The 16,061-nt window shown below is 74.4% G+C and carries 17 protein-coding genes; 10 read left to right on the forward strand and 7 right to left on the reverse strand.

Features of this window, described 5'->3' with window-relative positions; all coding sequences use genetic code 11:
- Positions 1-90: 90 nt before the first annotated feature.
- Positions 91-1,089: a hypothetical protein gene (locus ACFRAC_RS18775; protein ID WP_382924984.1), complete on the reverse strand. Its 999-nt coding sequence runs from the start codon at positions 1,087-1,089 to the stop codon at positions 91-93.
- A 179-nt stretch (positions 1,090-1,268) separates the two neighbouring features.
- On the opposite strand from ACFRAC_RS18775, the gene ACFRAC_RS18780 reads away from it, so the two are divergent.
- Entirely contained in the window at positions 1,269-3,830 is a 2,562-nt protein-coding gene (locus tag ACFRAC_RS18780) for a helicase-associated domain-containing protein (protein WP_382924986.1), read from the forward strand.
- Positions 3,831-3,897: 67 nt separating this feature from the next.
- A complete protein-coding gene (locus tag ACFRAC_RS18785) occupies positions 3,898-5,559 on the forward strand; it encodes a DNA repair helicase XPB (protein ID WP_382924988.1) in 1,662 nt (553 codons plus the stop codon).
- A gap of 73 nt (positions 5,560-5,632) precedes the next feature.
- On the opposite strand, the gene ACFRAC_RS18790 is transcribed toward ACFRAC_RS18785, so the two are convergent.
- A complete protein-coding gene (locus ACFRAC_RS18790) occupies positions 5,633-5,812 on the reverse strand; it encodes a hypothetical protein (RefSeq protein ID WP_382924990.1) in 180 nt (59 codons plus the stop codon).
- Positions 5,813-6,077: 265 nt separating this feature from the next.
- Between ACFRAC_RS18790 and ACFRAC_RS18795 the strand changes: the two genes are divergently transcribed.
- Positions 6,078-8,126 carry a HelD family protein gene (locus ACFRAC_RS18795; RefSeq protein WP_382924992.1) on the forward strand — a complete coding sequence of 683 codons (2,049 nt, stop codon included), beginning with the start codon at positions 6,078-6,080 and terminating at the stop codon, positions 8,124-8,126.
- A 61-nt stretch (positions 8,127-8,187) separates the two neighbouring features.
- Here the strand turns inward: ACFRAC_RS18795 and ACFRAC_RS18800 are convergent, their stop codons facing one another.
- Together ACFRAC_RS18800 and ACFRAC_RS18805 are read right to left on the reverse strand one after the other, a co-directional pair.
- Entirely contained in the window at positions 8,188-8,889 is a 702-nt protein-coding gene (locus ACFRAC_RS18800; protein WP_382924993.1) for a copper homeostasis protein CutC, read from the reverse strand.
- Positions 8,890-9,001: 112 nt separating this feature from the next.
- Positions 9,002-9,676 carry a maleylpyruvate isomerase family mycothiol-dependent enzyme gene (locus ACFRAC_RS18805; protein ID WP_382924994.1) on the reverse strand — a complete coding sequence of 225 codons (675 nt, stop codon included), beginning with the start codon at positions 9,674-9,676 and terminating at the stop codon, positions 9,002-9,004.
- 48 nt (positions 9,677-9,724) lie between these two features.
- On the opposite strand from ACFRAC_RS18805, the gene ACFRAC_RS18810 reads away from it, so the two are divergent.
- Both ACFRAC_RS18810 and ACFRAC_RS18815 read left to right on the forward strand, forming a co-directional pair.
- Positions 9,725-10,372: a hypothetical protein gene (locus ACFRAC_RS18810; protein ID WP_382924995.1), complete on the forward strand. Its 648-nt coding sequence runs from the start codon at positions 9,725-9,727 to the stop codon at positions 10,370-10,372.
- Positions 10,373-10,399: 27 nt separating this feature from the next.
- A complete protein-coding gene (locus tag ACFRAC_RS18815; protein WP_382924997.1) occupies positions 10,400-11,524 on the forward strand; it encodes a GNAT family N-acetyltransferase in 1,125 nt (374 codons plus the stop codon).
- Here ACFRAC_RS18815 and ACFRAC_RS18820 read toward each other — a convergent pair.
- Together ACFRAC_RS18820 and ACFRAC_RS18825 are read right to left on the reverse strand one after the other, a co-directional pair.
- Positions 11,518-11,787, reverse strand: a complete 270-nt coding sequence (locus ACFRAC_RS18820) for a DUF4031 domain-containing protein (RefSeq protein ID WP_108707483.1) — start codon at positions 11,785-11,787, stop codon at positions 11,518-11,520. The genes ACFRAC_RS18815 and ACFRAC_RS18820 overlap by 7 nt on opposite strands.
- Positions 11,784-12,167, reverse strand: a complete 384-nt coding sequence (locus tag ACFRAC_RS18825; RefSeq protein ID WP_382924998.1) for a hypothetical protein — start codon at positions 12,165-12,167, stop codon at positions 11,784-11,786. The genes ACFRAC_RS18820 and ACFRAC_RS18825 overlap by 4 nt, the downstream gene beginning before the upstream one ends.
- Positions 12,168-12,222: 55 nt before the next feature.
- Between ACFRAC_RS18825 and ACFRAC_RS18830 the strand changes: the two genes are divergently transcribed.
- Together ACFRAC_RS18830 and murQ are read left to right on the forward strand one after the other, a co-directional pair.
- A complete protein-coding gene (locus ACFRAC_RS18830) occupies positions 12,223-13,125 on the forward strand; it encodes a MurR/RpiR family transcriptional regulator (protein WP_062669031.1) in 903 nt (300 codons plus the stop codon).
- Positions 13,126-13,227: 102 nt separating this feature from the next.
- Entirely contained in the window at positions 13,228-14,163 is a 936-nt protein-coding gene (murQ, locus tag ACFRAC_RS18835) for an N-acetylmuramic acid 6-phosphate etherase (RefSeq protein WP_382925000.1), read from the forward strand.
- On the opposite strand, the gene ACFRAC_RS18840 is transcribed toward murQ, so the two are convergent.
- On the reverse strand, positions 14,111-14,353 hold the full coding sequence (locus ACFRAC_RS18840) for a hypothetical protein (protein WP_382925002.1): 243 nt from the start codon (positions 14,351-14,353) through the stop codon (positions 14,111-14,113). The two genes, murQ and ACFRAC_RS18840, sit on opposite strands and share 53 nt — an antisense overlap.
- 115 nt (positions 14,354-14,468) lie before the next feature.
- Between ACFRAC_RS18840 and ACFRAC_RS18845 the strand changes: the two genes are divergently transcribed.
- From ACFRAC_RS18845 to ACFRAC_RS18855, 3 genes are read left to right on the forward strand one after another with little or no spacing between them, the layout of a single operon-like run.
- Positions 14,469-15,308, forward strand: a complete 840-nt coding sequence (locus tag ACFRAC_RS18845) for a Scr1 family TA system antitoxin-like transcriptional regulator (RefSeq protein WP_382925004.1) — start codon at positions 14,469-14,471, stop codon at positions 15,306-15,308.
- Positions 15,292-15,495 (forward strand): DUF397 domain-containing protein, encoded by a 204-nt coding sequence (locus ACFRAC_RS18850; RefSeq protein ID WP_382925006.1) that lies wholly within the window; start codon positions 15,292-15,294, stop codon positions 15,493-15,495. Before ACFRAC_RS18845 ends, ACFRAC_RS18850 begins: the two co-directional genes overlap by 17 nt.
- Before the next feature lie 25 nt (positions 15,496-15,520).
- The gene (locus ACFRAC_RS18855; RefSeq protein ID WP_382925008.1) at positions 15,521-16,054 is read left to right on the forward strand and encodes a DinB family protein; all 534 of its coding nucleotides are present in this window, start codon (positions 15,521-15,523) and stop codon (positions 16,052-16,054) included.
- Positions 16,055-16,061 lie beyond the last annotated feature (7 nt).

Consider the following 16,061-nt stretch of genomic DNA (forward strand, 5'->3'; position numbering starts at 1 on the left):
CCGCGTACTGGGCGTACGCGGACGATCCCGACAACGCGGCGAGGCGCCGTGCCAGGCGTCGCGGACCAGACGGGACTTTCGAAACACGCCCTAGGTGCGTCGCTGGGAGCGCCAGACGATGAACAGGGCCGACGCCACGGCCGCACCGCGCACCACCCAGGGCCAGGTCTCGACGACCGCCGCGTTGGTCTCGCCCGGCAGGAGCGCCTCGCCCCAGCGGCCGCTGGCGCGGCCCCAGAGCCAGACGACCCCGGCGGTGAGCGAGAGGCCGGGCAGGATCACGACCGCCCACTTCGTCTCGGTGTCGCTCAGGCGCCGGGAGCCCCAGGCGATGAGCCAGCCCACGAGCAGGACGAGGACGTTGCCGAGGACCGCTCCGGCGACGAGCAGGGCGGCGGAGGCCAGCAGCAGCGGGTTGTTCCAGCGGCTCTCGGGGAGGGCCGGGCGGCGCAGCAGGCGGCGGCGCCGGGGCGCGCCGTCCACCACGCTGTCCTCGGCCCGCTCCACGGCGGCCGGTTCGGGGTCCTCCGTCCCGGGCGCCGCCTTCGCGGGCGGGCGGCGGAGCATCTCGGGGATCTCGACGCCGCCGACGAACCCCGGGATGTCCTCGCCCGGCCCGAGCGGGGTGCTGTCCACCTGCCACCAGTCGGGCCGCAGCGCGCTGCCGCCCAGGTCGGCCGCGGTCGCCAGGTGGGGCGGCGGGGGCACGTCGGAACGCGGGACGGCGGGCTCGGCGGGACGCGGGCGCGGCACCATCCGGCGCAGGCCCTTCGGACGCCGGGTGGACGCGGTGTCGTCGCCGGACGGCTGGGCGGGCACGGCGGTGACGGGGCCCTGCGGGGGTGCGGAGGCCCTGCCGGGGGCGCCCCCGGCGGCCGTGACGACGTCGTCGGGGCTGCCGAGGCGGTCGATGATGCGCCGGACGGCGGCGGGGCTGTCGACGGGTGCCTTGGCGCGGCGCCGGTCGATCTCGCCGCGCAGCTCGTTCACCAGGCGCATCCGGGTGGCCGACGGCAACTGCCGCTGCTGGGCCACGTCCCCGACGCGGCTCAGATACTCGTAGACGACCTGGTCGCTCTCGATCCCCACGAAGTCCCCTCCGGGGTGGACGCGTTGTGATACCCCGTGGGACGACGTTAGCGCAGGGTGCGCGTGGCGCACGGGACGCGGGGGCGGTGCCGCCGGTGCCGCCGGCCCCGGTCGCCGCGCGCGATCCGGGGGTTCGCCGCCTCCCCTGCCCCGGCCGCGCACCCGCTAGATTGGGTCGGATGAGCGAACCGGCTACACCGCCCCGTTCCCTCGCGGAGGCGCTCCGCGCGCGGGACGACGCCTCGCTGGCCGTGCTCCTGCGCAGCCGGCCCGACCTCATCACGCCCGTTCCCACCGATCTGACGCAGCTCGCGACCCGGGCCGGCACCCGGGCGTCGGTGGTGCGCGCCCTGGAGCGGCTGGACCGGTTCGCGCTGCAGACGGCGGAGGCGCTGGCCGTGGCGCCGGACCCGGCGGCGTACGCGGAACTGCTCGCGCTGATGGCCGGCGACGACGGCGACCCGGCGGTCGCGGGCGCGCTGCCGCAGGCGCTGGGGACGCTGCGCGACCAGGCGCTGGTGTGGGGCGGCGACGACCGGCTGCGGCTCGTCCGCACGGCCCGCGAGCTGCTGGCCCCCTCGCCGCAGCATCCGTCGCCGACCGGGCTGGGACCGACCGTGCGGGAGGCCGCGGCCGGGATGTCGCCGGGCCGGATCCAGGAGATCGTGACGGCGGCGGGGCTTCCGTCCACGCACGACGCGGTGTCCGCGCTGGACGCGCTCACCGCGCTGTTCAGCGACCGGCGGCGCATGGCGGCGCTGCTCGACCAGGCTCCGGCGGACGCCCTGGAGGTGCTGTCCCGGCTGGTGTGGGGGCCGCCGTACGGGCAGGTCACCGCGGATCCGGCGCCCCGGCTGCGCTGGCTGATGGACCGCGGTCTGCTGCTGCCGACCGCGCCCGGCACGGTCGTGCTCCCCCGCGAGGCGGCGCTGCATCTGCGCGGCGGGCGCGCGCACCGCGCCACCGAGCCGCTGCCGCCGTCGGTGGAGCCGGCCGCCACGCACCCCTCGCAGGTCGTGGACGCGACGGCGGCCGGGCAGGCGTACACCGCGCTCGCCACCGTCGAGGAACTGCTGAAGGACTGGCACGAGGGCGGGCCCCCGGTGCTGCGGGCGGGCGGCCTGAGCGTGCGCGACCTGAAGCGGACCGCCGTCGCCCTGGACGTGCCGGAGCCGGTCGCCGCGTTCTGGGTGGAGCTCGCCTACGCCGCCGGACTCGTGGCCTCCGACGGCGAGGCCGACGAGCGGTACGCGGCGACCCCCGCCTACGACGAGTGGCTGGAGCAGCCGGCCGCCGACCGCTGGGCCACGCTCGCCCGCGCCTGGCTGACGGCGACCCGGACGGCGGGCGTGGTCGGCGGACGGGACGCGAAGGACCGTACGTTGTCGGCGCTGGGCCCGGGGCTGGACCGCTCCGCGGCGCCGGAGGTACGGCACCGGGTGCTGACGCTGCTCGCCGCGCTCCCGGAGGGGTCGGCCCCGTCAGCCGACTCGGTGCTGTCCCGGCTGCGCTGGGAGCGGCCCCTGCGCGGACCGCGGCGCGACGACGACCTGCGCGGCCGGCTGGCCCGGTGGACCCTGGACGAGGCCGAGCGGCTGGGCGTGACGGGGCGCGGCGCCCTGTCCTCGCACGGCCGGACCCTGCTGGGCGCGCCCCCGGCTCCGCCCGCCGGGGCCCCGCACGGCGCCCCGGCCGGCGAGCCCACCGGACCCGGCGACAAGCTGCCCGTGCACCACGGGCACCGGCGCCTCGCCGCGCCCCCCGATCCGCTCCCGCCGGCCGAGCAGGCCGCCGCCGCGACCGCCGCCGCCCGGCTCCTCGCGCCCCTGCTGCCGGAGCCCCTGGACCACGTCCTGCTCCAGGCCGACCTGACGGCCGTGGCGCCCGGCCCGCTGCGGCGGCCGCTCGCGGACATGCTGGACGTGCTCGCGGACGTCGAGTCCAAGGGCGGCGCGACCGTGTACCGGTTCACGCCGGGGTCGGTGCGCCGGGCCCTGGACGCCGGGCGCAGCGCCTCGGACCTGCACGCCTTCCTGGCCGAGCACTCCCGCACCCCGGTACCGCAGCCGCTGGCGTATCTGATCGACGACGTGGCCCGGCGGCACGGGCAGCTGCGGGTGGGCGCGGCGTCGGCGTACGTCCGCTGCGACGACGACGCCATGCTGAACGAGATCCTCGCCGACAAGCGCTCCGCCGGGCTGCGGCTGCGCCGTCTCGCGCCGACCGTGCTCGCCGCGCAGAGCGACCCGGCGACGCTGCTGGAGGGGCTGCGCGCGATGGGGTTCGCGCCGGCCGCCGAATCGGCCGAGGGCGACGTCCTGATCACCCGGGCCGACGCCCACCGCACCCCGCCGCGCACGGCCCCCGAGCCGGTGCCGGACGGCCCGCCCGCGCCGGACGCCACGCTGCTGGCCGCCGCGATCCGCGCCATCCGCGCGGGCGACCTGGCCTCGACGGCGCCGCGCAGGCCGAGCGGTACCGGCCCCGCCGTGAGCGGGGGCGAGCTGCCCCGCACGACCTCCGCCGAGACGCTGGCCACCATGCAGGCGGCCGTGCTGACCGGCGAGACGCTGTGGATCGGGTACGTCAACGCCGAGGGCGCCGCCAGCCAGCGGGTGATCGCGCCGGTCCGGGTCGAGGGCGGGTTCGTGACGGCGTACGACCACACCGCGGACGAGGTGCGGACGTATCCGCTGCACCGGATCACCGGGGTCGCCGAGCTGGCCGACGACCAGATCTGAGAGCGGCCGGGAAGCGATCAGGCACACTGGACGTTTGGCCTAGTGGTGAGCGGAAGGACGGACCCACGTGAACGGACCACTGATCGTCCAGTCGGACAAGACCCTGCTCCTCGAAGTGGATCACGAGCAGGCCGACGCGTGCCGTCGGGCGATCGCGGCCTTCGCGGAGCTGGAGCGGGCGCCCGAGCACATCCACACCTACCGGGTGACGCCGCTCGGCCTGTGGAACGCGCGCGCGGCCGGGCACGACGCCGAGCAGGTCGTGGACGCGCTGGTGACGTACAGCCGCTATCCCGTGCCGCACGCCCTGCTGGTCGACATCGCCGAGACGATGGACCGCTACGGCCGGCTGACGCTGTCCAAGCACCCCACGCACGGCCTCGTCCTGACCACCACGGACCGGCCCGTCCTGGAGGAGGTGCTGCGCTCCAAGCGCGTCGCGCCGCTGGTGGGCGACCGCATCGACCCGGACACGGTCGCCGTGCACCCCTCCGAGCGCGGGCAGATCAAGCAGACGCTGCTGAAGCTGGGCTGGCCCGCCGAGGACCTCGCCGGGTACGTGGACGGCGAGGCCCACCCGATCGAGCTGCACGAGGACGGCTGGGCGCTGCGGCCGTACCAGCGGCAGGCCGTGGAGAACTTCTGGCACGGCGGCAGCGGTGTCGTGGTGCTCCCGTGCGGCGCCGGGAAGACCCTGGTCGGCGCCGGGTCCATGGCGCAGGCGAAGTCGACCACGCTGATCCTCGTCACGAACACCGTCTCGGCCCGGCAGTGGAAGCACGAGCTGGTGAAGCGGACCTCGCTGACCGAGGAGGAGATCGGCGAGTACAGCGGGACGCGCAAGGAGATCCGCCCGGTCACCATCGCCACGTACCAGGTGCTCACGACCCGGCGGAAGGGCGTCTACCCGCACCTGGAGCTGTTCGACTCCCGGGACTGGGGCCTGATCGTCTACGACGAGGTACACCTGCTGCCCGCGCCGGTCTTCAAGTTCACCGCCGACCTCCAGGCGCGGCGGCGGCTCGGGCTGACCGCGACCCTCGTCCGTGAGGACGGCCGGGAGTCCGACGTGTTCTCCCTGATCGGCCCGAAGCGGTTCGACGCGCCGTGGAAGGAGATCGAGGCGCAGGGCTACATCGCGCCCGCGGACTGCGTGGAGGTCCGGGTGAACCTCACGGACTCCGAGCGGCTCGCGTACGCCACCGCCGAGCAGGAGGAGAAGTACCGCTTCTGCGCGACGACCGACACCAAGCGGAAGGTCACCGAGGCCCTGGTGCGCCGGTTCGCCGGGCAGCAGATCCTCGTGATCGGCCAGTACATCGACCAGCTCGACGAGCTGGGCGAGCATCTGGACGCGCCGGTGATCAAGGGCGAGACGTCCAACGCGCAGCGGGAGAAGCTGTTCGAGGCGTTCCGGCAGGGCGAGATCAACGTGCTGGTGGTGTCCAAGGTCGCGAACTTCTCCATCGACCTGCCGGAGGCGACGGTCGCCATCCAGGTGTCGGGGACGTTCGGCTCGCGCCAGGAGGAGGCCCAGCGGCTCGGCCGGGTGCTGCGGCCCAAGGCGGACGGGCACCAGGCGCACTTCTACTCGGTGGTCGCCCGGGACACGATCGACCAGGACTTCGCCGCCCACCGCCAGCGCTTCCTGGCGGAGCAGGGCTACGCGTACCGGATCATGGACGCCGACGAGATCCTGGCGGAGGGCGCCGAGGGCGCCGAGAGCTGAGGACGCGGGAGGGGCGGGCGGTTCCGCACGGTCACGGTCGCTGACGGTACGTCACCGAGGCGGTGGGGGACCGTCACTTGTGGCGGATGCCCGCCTCCTCCCGGTACTCGCCGAGGACGATCACGCTGAAGGCGGCGCCCACGAACACCTTGACGGCACGCACGGCTTCAGCGAGTCGATGACGGTGGCTCCCCTGGAGCGCGGTCGCTCCGCGGGGGGCCGCGGGGGCCGGGTGGATGGTTGCTGCGCTCATGTCTCCATGATGCGTTCGGGTCCGTGAAGAACGCATCGGCCTGCGGGCCGAAGCCGGGTGCCGGCCGCGTCCATCTCGGGGCGGACGGGCCGCCCCGAAGGAGGACGGCGCCCCCTAGGGGGCGCGGATATCGGTTGGCGCCCATGGAGGGCGCTCCCCTAAAATCTCCGCTCTTGCCTGCCTCCCCTCGCGGAGTGCCGCCGCCCGGACGGAAACTGGCCGGCTCTCTCGTCCACCCGCTCATAGGTCACCCGGAGGCACCCCCTTGTCCAGGCCCGTCGACGACCGCCTCGACCCGCTCCAGCGAGAGCGCTCCCATCTGGCCTTCTCCCGTGCCGCGCTGCGCGCCATGCGCGAGGACGTCGAGGCCCTCGACATCCGCGACGTCACCGCGAACTGGGTCAACGCGGAGGTCCTGACCCGTCAGATCGACGAACGCATCAAGGCGCTGGCCGACCTCAGCGACACCCCGCTGTTCTTCGGCCGCCTCGACTATCTGCACGCGCCCGGCGCCGAGGGGGCGGAGGGCGCCGAGGGCGAGCGCTTCTACATCGGGCGCCGGCATGTGCACGACGCGGACGGCGACCCCATGGTCATCGACTGGCGTGCGCCGGTGTCCCAGCCGTTCTACCGGGCCTCCAAGAAGGACCCGATGGACATCGCGCTGCGCCGCCGCTTCGGCTACACCGGCGGTGACCTGACCGCGTACGAGGACGAGCACCTCTCCGACCCGTCGGAGGCGGCGCGGACCAGCAGGCTCCTCCAGCAGGAGATCGAACGGCCGCGCGTCGGCCCGATGCGGGACATCGTGGCGACGATCCAGCCCGAGCAGGACGAGATCGTGCGGTCCGGGCTCGGCGGGACCGTGTGCGTGCAGGGCGGCCCGGGCACCGGGAAGACGGCCGTCGGCCTGCACCGGGTGGCCTATCTGCTGTACGCGCACCGGGAGCGGCTGGCCCGCACCGGCACGCTGGTGATCGGACCAAACCGGTCCTTCCTGCACTACATCGAGCAGGTGCTGCCCGCGCTCGGCGAGCTGACGGTCCGCCAGGCCACGGTCGACGACCTCGTGGCCCGGGTCGAGGTGCGCGGCACCGACGACGCCACGGCCGCGGTGATCAAGGGTGACGCGCGGATGGCCGAGGTGCTGCGGCGCGCGGTGTATGCGCATGTGACCATGCCGGCCGAGGCGGTGGTCGTGGTGCGCGGATCACGGCGGTGGCGCGTCCCGGCGTACGAGGTCGAGGAGATGGTCCGGGAGCTGCTGGACCGCGGTATCCGGTACGGCGCCGCCCGCGAGGCCCTGCCGCAGCGGATCGCGCACGCGGTCCTGGTGCAGATGGAGCGGTCGGGCGAGGCGCCGGACGACCGGGTGCAGGACGCGGTGGCCCGCAACGCCGCCGTGAAGGCGGCCGTCAAGGAGATCTGGCCGCCGGTGGACCCGGCGAAGCTGGTGCTGCGGCTGCTGTCGGACGCGGACTTCCTGGCCGCGCACGCGGACGGCGTCCTCGACGAGGCCGAGCAGCGGGCGATCCGGTGGGCCAAGCCGGCGCGGTCGGTGAAGTCGGCGAAGTGGTCGGCGGCGGACGCGGTGCTGATCGACGAGGCGCACGACCTCGTGACGCGGACGCCGTCGCTCGGGCACGTCGTGCTGGACGAGGCGCAGGACCTGTCGCCGATGCAGTACCGGGCGGTGGGGCGGCGCTGCACGACCGGTTCGGCGACGGTCCTCGGCGACCTGGCGCAGGGCACGACGCCGTGGGCGACCCGCAGCTGGGAGGAGGCGCTGGCGCACCTCGGCAAGCCGGACGGGGTGATCGAGGAGCTGACGGCCGGTTTCCGTGTCCCGACGGACGTCATCACGTACGCGTCGCGGCTGCTGCCGTCGATCGCGCCGGGGCTGACGCCGGTGGCGTCGATCCGTGACAACCCCGGGTTCTTCGAGATCCGGACGGTCGCGGAGGCGGCGGAGGTGGCGGCGGCGTGCGCGCAGTCGCTGCGGCACGAGGGGTCGGTCGGGCTCATCGCCGCGGACGCGCGGGTGCCGGTGCTGGCGGAGGCGCTGAAGGCGGCGGGCCTCGAGTACCTGGCGCCCGGCGAGGAGACGACCCGGCAGAGCCGGCTGACGCTGGTGCCGGCGTCGCTGGCGAAGGGTCTGGAGTACGACTACGTGGTCCTGGACGAACCGGCGGCCGTGGTGGACGGGGAGCCGGACGAGCGGACGGGGTTGCGGCGGCTGTACGTGGCGCTGACGCGGGCGGTGTCGGGGTTGACCGTGACCCATACGGAGGCGCTGCCCGCGCGGTTGGGGTGAGGGGGGCGGGGGGTTCGGCGTTGTGTGCCGGGTGCGGGTGCGGTGGGGCCGGTCGCGCTCCTCAGAACCGCGCCGGGGTGTCCAGCGCCGTGCGCCATTCGGATACCGCCGCCGCGGAGACCGGGCCCGCCCAGCCCTCGGGGCGGGCCGCGCCGCCGATGTGGAAGGCGTCGATGCCCGCTGCCAGGAGGTCCGGGACGTGGTCCAGGCGCAGGCCGCCGCCGACCAGGACGCGCTGTTCGTAGCCGGGCTCGCCGTCCCGTGCCGCTTCCGCGAGCAGGGTGGGCAGGCCGTCGTCCACGCCGCCGGCCGCCCCCGCCGTGAGGTACGTGTCCAGGCCCGGCATCCCGTCGAGCTGCTTGCGCAGGGCGTCCCGGTCGGCGGCGCGGTCGATCGCCCGGTGGAACGTCCACCGGCACCCGTCCAGCTCCGCCACCACCCGCTCCATGGCGGCGAGGTCCACGGAGCCGTCGGTCTCGAGGAAGCCGAGCACGAACTCCTCGGCCCCGGCCGCCCGCAGCTCGCGCGCCGCCCGCACGACCCGCTCGACGTCCCCGACCGCGAACCCGTCGGCCAGCCGCAGCATCACGCGCAGGTCGATGTCGACGGCGGCGCGGATCCCGGTGAACGTCCCGACCGGCGGAGTGAGCCCGTCCGCCGCCATGTCGGTGACCAGTTCGAGCCGGTCCGCACCCCCGGCCTGGGCGGCGACCGCGTCCTCGACGCCGAGGGCGATCACCTCCAGGACTGCACGCTCGCTCATGGGACCCCATTCCTCGGCATCGACGGCGGCTACGGGCGACTACAGGTCTAGTCCAATCAAAGCCTACGCCTGCCCATCCGGGGTCCCGCTCAACCCAGGGCCGGGAACGGGGTCACGTGAAGATGTTCAGCTCCCCCGCGTCCGCGCCCGCCAGCTCGTACGACGCCCCGGCCGCCGGGCGCCCCGAGTAGAGCCGTACGAGGGTGGTGGCGTCGCCGATGAAGCGCGCCGGGGGCCGGGGAGCCGCGGGGTCGCCCAGCCGCAGGGGCTCGTCGACGTCGTCCAGGTCGGCGTGGAGCGGTACGTGCCGGCGCTCGCGGGTGAGCCACGCCAGCAGCGCCAGTGCGTCGGGCAGCCCGGCCCCGGCGTACGCCCCCGGCTCGCCCAGTGCCTCGCGCACGTCACCGGCGTGCACCCACTCGCCGAGCCCGACGCCGTCCAGGGCCCCGCCCGCCCGGGCGATCACCGGCCCCGCCTCGGTCATCGCGCGCTCCAGTTCGTCGACGATCCGGGCGTTGCTCCATCCGGCCCGCTCGGCGATGTCGCGGTCGTTGGACGCGGGCGAGAACACGCCCTCCTCCAGCCGGTCGTCCACGACCCGCGTCAGCGCGGCCGAGCAGTGTGCCAGCACGTCCCGCACCGACCACCGCGGACACCCGGCCGCCGGTCGCGCGAAGTCCTCGTCGGGCCGCGTGCGCAGCAGCGGGACCAGCGTGTCCCGCTCGACGGCCAGCAGCCGCCCCGGCCGCTCCGGGTCCCGTACGTCGTACACGTCAGCAGAAGTCATGCCGACCACGCTAGGTGTCCTGGGCCCTCCTCGGCGGAGAATGACGTCATGGCCGACCTCGATGACCTCCGCGACCGCTGGCTGCGCACGCTGCTCGCCGCGCGCGGCGACGACACCCCCGCCCCCGCACCCGAGCGCTACGGGGAGGCGCTGCTGGAGCGCTGGTCCGAGCCGCAGCGGCGCTATCACACGGTGGACCACCTCGCGGCGGTGCTCGACCACGTCGACGTGCTGGCGGAGTACGCGCGGGACGTCGAGGCCGTACGGCTCGCCGCCTGGTTCCACGACGCCGTGTACCTGCCCGACCGGTCCGAGAACGAGGAGCGGTCCGCCCGGCTCGCCGAGCGGGCGCTCCCCGAGGCCGGGGTGCCCGCGGAGCGGACCGCCGAGGTGGCCCGGCTGGTCCGGCTCACCGTCACACACGATCCGGCGCCCGACGACCCGGACGGCGAGGTGCTGTGCGACGCCGACCTCGCGATCCTCGCCGCGGCGCCGTCGGCGTACGCCGCCTACACGGCCGCCGTCCGCGAGGAGTACCACTTCGTCCCGAACGACGCCTTCCGCTCCGGCCGCGCCGACGTGCTGCGCCAACTCCTCGCCCTGCCCAGCCTGTTCCGCACTCCGTACGGCCGGGAGAAGTGGGAGGCGACCGCCCGCTACAACCTCTCCTCGGAGCTGGAAATGCTGTCGCTCTGAGCCGTGGGGCCCCGTAGCCTGCACGGCATGCGACACAGGGGCGGGGAACACGTGACCGAGGCCGTGGCCGATGCCGTGGCGCTGCTGCGCACGGTGGCGGACCGTGACTGGGACGGGGTGAAGGCCGGGCGGCTGGACTGGAGTTGCCGCGCCACGGCCGAGCACGTCGCCGGTGACCTCATCGCCTACGCGGCACAGCTCGCGGGGCGGGCGCGGGGCGCGTACGTCCCCTTCGAGATCACCCTCGACGAGGGCACCGGCAACGACGGGCTGCTCGACGTCATCGAGACGACCGGCGTCCTGCTCACGGCGGCCGTCCGCACCACCCCGCCCGAGGTGCGCGCCTTCCACCCGTACCCGTTCCGCAGTGCGAACCGCGAGGGGTTCGCCGCGATGGGCGTCGCCGAGGTGCTGCTGCACACCCACGACATCGCCACCGGGCTGGGGCTGACCTACGAACCCCCGGCCGCGCTCCCCCGATTCGTGCTGACGACGATCTTCCCGGAGGTCCGCCCGGACCCGGACCCCTGGCGCACCCTGCTGTGGGCCACCGGCCGAGGCGACCTGCCCGGCCGCGCCCCGGTCGACGCCTGGCGCTGGAAGAACGACCTCGTCCTCACCTCGGACCGGCTCACCCTCCAGGGGCTCACCCCGGCCACCGCCGCCGATCTCGCCCAGGGCGGCGACGGCGGGTTCGACTGGGTCGTCGGCGGCCCCTACGAGGGGACGCGGGAAGCCGCCGGGATACTGACGCAGGCGTACGAGGCGGGCCTGCACCGCCCCGAGTTCGGCGTGTTCGTCCTCGTGCGGCGGGAGGACGGCCTCGCGGTCGGCGGGATCGGCTTCCACGGCGCCCCGGACGAGGGGGGCCGCGCGGAGATCGGCTACGACCTGGTGGAGGGCGCCCGCGGCCGCGGCTACGCGTCGGAGGCACTGGACGCCCTGTCCCGGTGGGCGCTGGCCCGCGACGACGTCCACAGCCTGTGCGCGACGGTCGAGGAGGACAACGTCCCCTCGCAGCGCGTCGCCCGGCGCGCCGGATACGTCCGCGCCGGCGCCGAGGAGGAGCGCGCGGTCCAGGACCGGCACGAGTCGGAGGGCGCGCTCCTGCTGTACGTCCGCCAGGATGCGGGCACACCGTCCGGTCAGTGACGCATGTCCTTCTTGCGCCTGCGCAGCCCGGCGCCGTACAGCAGCCGCACCACCTCGCGGCTGCTGACCTCCACCGCGCCGGCACGGACCGCGTCGGCGTACCGGTGCGCGGGGAGGTCGTAGTGGTCCCGTTCGAACGCCCGGCGCGGGACGCCGATGCCGTCGGCGAACCGGTGCAGTTCGTCGTAGGAGACGTCGCTGACGACGTGGGACCAGAGGCGGCCGTGGCCCGGCCAGGTGGGCGGGTCGATGTAGATCGTCACGCGGGCGGCTGCCCCCCGAGCGCGGGCCCGAGCAAGCCGACCGGCGCGACCTTCACCCCCGCCTTGTGGCACACCCAGTGCGGGTCCGGTCCCAGTTCGGGCTCGACGTCCAGCGCGTGGGGCTCGCCGACGGCGCACACCGGGCACAGCGGCCAGCGGCCGTGCCGGTCCAGCAGCGCGTCCTGCACGTCCTGGGCGACCAGCCCCGCCACGTACGCCGCGCCGTCCGGCCACTGCTCCACCCACCAGCGCCGCTCGACGACGGACTCCTCCACCAGGGAGACGACGTCCGCCTCGGCGACCTCGCCGGCGGCCAGGTCGGCGATCACCAGGGCGCGGGCCGTGTGCAAGGCCTGTTCGATCGGGGTGACGGGGTCCATGCGTCTATTGTGCGCACTCTTGACCACGACCCGGCATTGAAAATACGTTTCATTTGTGACCAATGACGTGAAGGAAACTTTCGGCCGCGCGCCCGCGCCCGCCGCCCTCGCGGCCAAGGTGCGCACGCTCGCCCCGTCGATGACCCGCTCCATGCAGCGCGTCGCCGAAGCGGTGGCGAACGACCCTGCGGGCTGTGCGGCCCTCACGGTCACCGGACTCGCCGAGCTCACCGGCACCAGCGAGGCCACCGTCGTGCGCACCGCCCGCCTCCTCGGCTACCCCGGCTACCGCGACCTGCGGCTCGCCCTGGCCGGCCTGGCCGCCCAGCAGGAGTCGGGCCGCGCCCCCGCGATCACCACGGACATCGCCGTGGACGACCCGATCGCCGACGTCGTCGCCAAGCTGGCCTACGACGAGCAGCAGACCCTCGCCGACACGGCGGCCGGCCTCGACACCGTCCAGCTGGGGGCGGCGGTCACCGCCGCCGCGGCGGCCCGCCGGATCGACGTGTACGGCATCGGGGCGAGCGGCCTGGTCGCCCAGGACCTCACCCAGAAGCTGCTGCGAATAGGGCTGATAGCGCACGCGCACAGCGATCCGCACCTCGCCGTGACGAACGCCGTCCAGCTGCGCGCCGGGGACGTGGCCATCGCGATCACGCACTCCGGCTCCACCGGGGACGTGATCGAGCCGCTCCGGGTCGCCTTCGAGCACGGGGCCACCACGGTCGCGATCACCGGCCGGCCCGACGGCGCGGTCACCCAGTACGCCGACCACGTCCTCACCACGTCGACGGCGCGCGAGAGCGAGCTGCGCCCCGCCGCGATGTCGTCCCGGACGAGTCAACTCCTCGTCGTGGACTGCCTGTTCGTCGGGGTGGCACAGCGGACGTACGACACCGCGGCACCGGCGCTGGCCGCCTCCTACGAGGCACTGGCCCACCGGCACCGCCGCTAGGGGGTGTCTCGTCGATCATGCCGGGCTCCCGGCGTGATCGACAAGACAGCCCCTGGCGGCTTCGCAGCACCATCGTCGAGAAACGAAGAGAGCCGCCCGCGCATGACCTCCGCTTCCACTCCTCGTGACCTCCGCGCCGAGCTGGAGACCCTGACCACCGAGGCGTTCCGGCCCGAGCTGGCCGAGATCGACCGGCTGCCGACCCTGGACATCGCCCGGCTCATGAACGGCGAGGACGGCTCGGTACCCGCCGCCGTCGCCAGGCGCCTGCCGGAGATCGCCGCCGCCGTGGACGCCGTGGCGGAGCGGATGGCCCGCGGCGGGCGCCTCGTCTACGCGGGCGCGGGCACGGCGGGCCGGCTCGGGGTGCTCGACGCCTCCGAGTGCCCGCCCACCTTCAACACCGAGCCGGGGCAGGTCGTCGGCGTCATCGCGGGTGGCCCGCAGGCGGTGGTCAGCTCCGTCGAGGGGGCCGAGGACTCCGCCGAGCTGGCCGGCGCCGACCTCGACGCCCTCGCGCTCACCCCCGACGACACGGTGGTCGGTGTCTCGGCCTCCGGACGCACCCCGTACGCCGTCGGCGCCGTCGAACACGCCCGGCGGCTGGGCGCGCTGACGATCGGCCTGTCCTGCAACGCCGACAGCGCGCTGGCGGCCGCCGCCGAGCACGGCATCGAGGTCGTCGTCGGCCCGGAGCTGCTGACCGGCTCGACCCGGCTGAAGGCGGGCACCGCCCAGAAGCTGGTCCTCAACATGCTGTCGACGATCACGATGATCCGGCTCGGCAAGACGTACGGGAACCTGATGGTCGACGTCCGCGCCTCCAACGAGAAGCTGCGGGCCCGCTCCCGCCGGATCGTCGCCCTCGCCACGGGCGCGGACGACGCCGCCGTGGAACACGCCCTGACGGAGGCGGACGGCGAGGTGAAGACAGCGATCCTGGTCCTGCTGGCGGACGTCGACGGCCCCACGGCCACGGGTCTGCTCAGCGCGGCGCAGGGGCATCTGCGGGTGGCGCTCCGAGAGGCGGGCGCCTGACCTCCGCCGCCTCCCTGAGCACCGCCACCAGCCGCTCGGCGGTCCGCACGTTGCAGCGCCCCAGCTGCACGAGCGCGAACGGCTCCCTCCCGGCCCCGGTGACGGGGTCCACACACAGGGAGGGCAGGACGACACCGACGGCCCCGAGCGCTTCACGCAGGGCCGCGACGATCTCTTCGGACGACCTCATGACGGGTCACCTCTCTACGCAGAGTTGCCGATTCGGTACACAGAGTGTCGGGTGGGTCCCTAGGCTGGCCAGAGGGAGTGTCCCCACACCTTTGGCTGTCCGACCGGGAGGTGCCATGCCGGGGCCCAAGGACCTGGATCCGTCGTCGTCACCCCGCGCGCTGCTCGGCGCCGAGCTGCGGCACGCACGCGAGAAGGCCGGCCTCAGCCAGGACAAGCTGGGTCGACTGCTGTTCGTCAGCGGATCGTTCGTCGGCCAGCTGGAGGCGGGCACCCGCAGGCTCCAGACCGAGCAGGCCCGCGTGCTGGACGAGGTGCTGGGCACGGGTGACTTCTTCCGGCGCAACTGCCGGGTGACGGCCAGATCCCGGTATCCGGAGCACTTCGCGCAGGCGGCGGAGGCCGAGGCGACGGCCACGGAGATCCGCGAATACGCACCGCTCCTCGTCCCCGGCCTGCTGCAGACCCCCGCCTACGCCGAGGCCGTGTGCCGCGCCTACCAGCCGACCGCCCCGCAGGAGACGATCGACCGGCTGGTGAGCGCGAGGATGGAGCGGACGCGTCTGCTCAGCGATCCAACAGAGCCCTTGTTGTGGGTGGTTCTGGACGAGGCCGCGCTGCGGCGGCTCACCGGCGGGCGCGAGGTCATGGCGGAGGCCCTGCGGCACATCGCCGCACTGGTGCGCCGCAGCCGGGTCCTCGTCCAGGTGCTGCCCTTCGAGGCCGGGGCGCACGCCGCCATGCAGGGCGCCCTCAAGCTGATGGAGTTCGATGACGCTCCCCCGCTCGTCTACTTCGAGGGGATCGGCACCGGACGGCTGGAGGACGACCCCGCCACGGTCCGGCGTCGGCGGCACACCTACGACCTGCTCGCGGCCTGCGCGCTGTCCCCGCGCAAGTCCCTGGCCCTCATCGAGGCCATGGCGCAGGATTACGCGCATGAGGAGCATCCCTGAGCAGGACCTGAAGGCTGCCACCTGGCACAAGTCCCGGCACAGCGGCGGCGACGGCGGCAACTGCCTCGAAGTCACCCACGACTTCCCCGCCGTCGTCCCCGTCCGTGACTCCAAGACCCCGCACGGCCCGGCGCTCGTCTTCTCCGACACCGTCTGGGTGGCCTTCGTCGAAGCGGTCAGGATCTGACCTAGTCGGCTTCTACGGTGGGCTCATGACCGACACCCCGAACACCACCGCCACGGACGAGCGCGCCGACCTCCTGGAGACGCTCGCCAAGCACCGGCACTTCCTGCGCTTCACCACCCGTGATCTCACCGACGAGCAGGCGGGCACCCGGAGCACCGCCAGCGCGCTGTGTCTGGGCGGGCTGATCAAGCACGTCGCGTCGGTGGAGCGGAGCTGGGCCGCCTTCATCGTGGAGGGGCCGAAGGCGATGCCCGACTTCTCGGCGATGACCGAGGCGGACTTCGCGAAGCGGGCCGACGAGTTCACGATGCTGCCGGGCGAGACGCTGGCCGGTGTGCTGGCGGAGTACGAGGAGGTCGCCCGGAGCACCGACGAGCTGGTCGCGAAGCTCCCGGACCTGAACGCCTCCCACCCGTTGCCGCAGGCGCCGTGGTTCGACGCGGACACGCGGTGGTCGGCCCGCAGGGTGCTGCTGCACATCATCGCCGAGACCGCGCAGCACGCCGGTCACGCCGACATCATCCGGGAGTCCCTGGACGGTGCGAGGACGATGGGCTGAGAGAGGG

It is taken from the genome of Streptomyces sp. NPDC056628, from assembly GCF_042792555.1.
GTDB lineage: Bacteria > Actinomycetota > Actinomycetes > Streptomycetales > Streptomycetaceae > Streptomyces.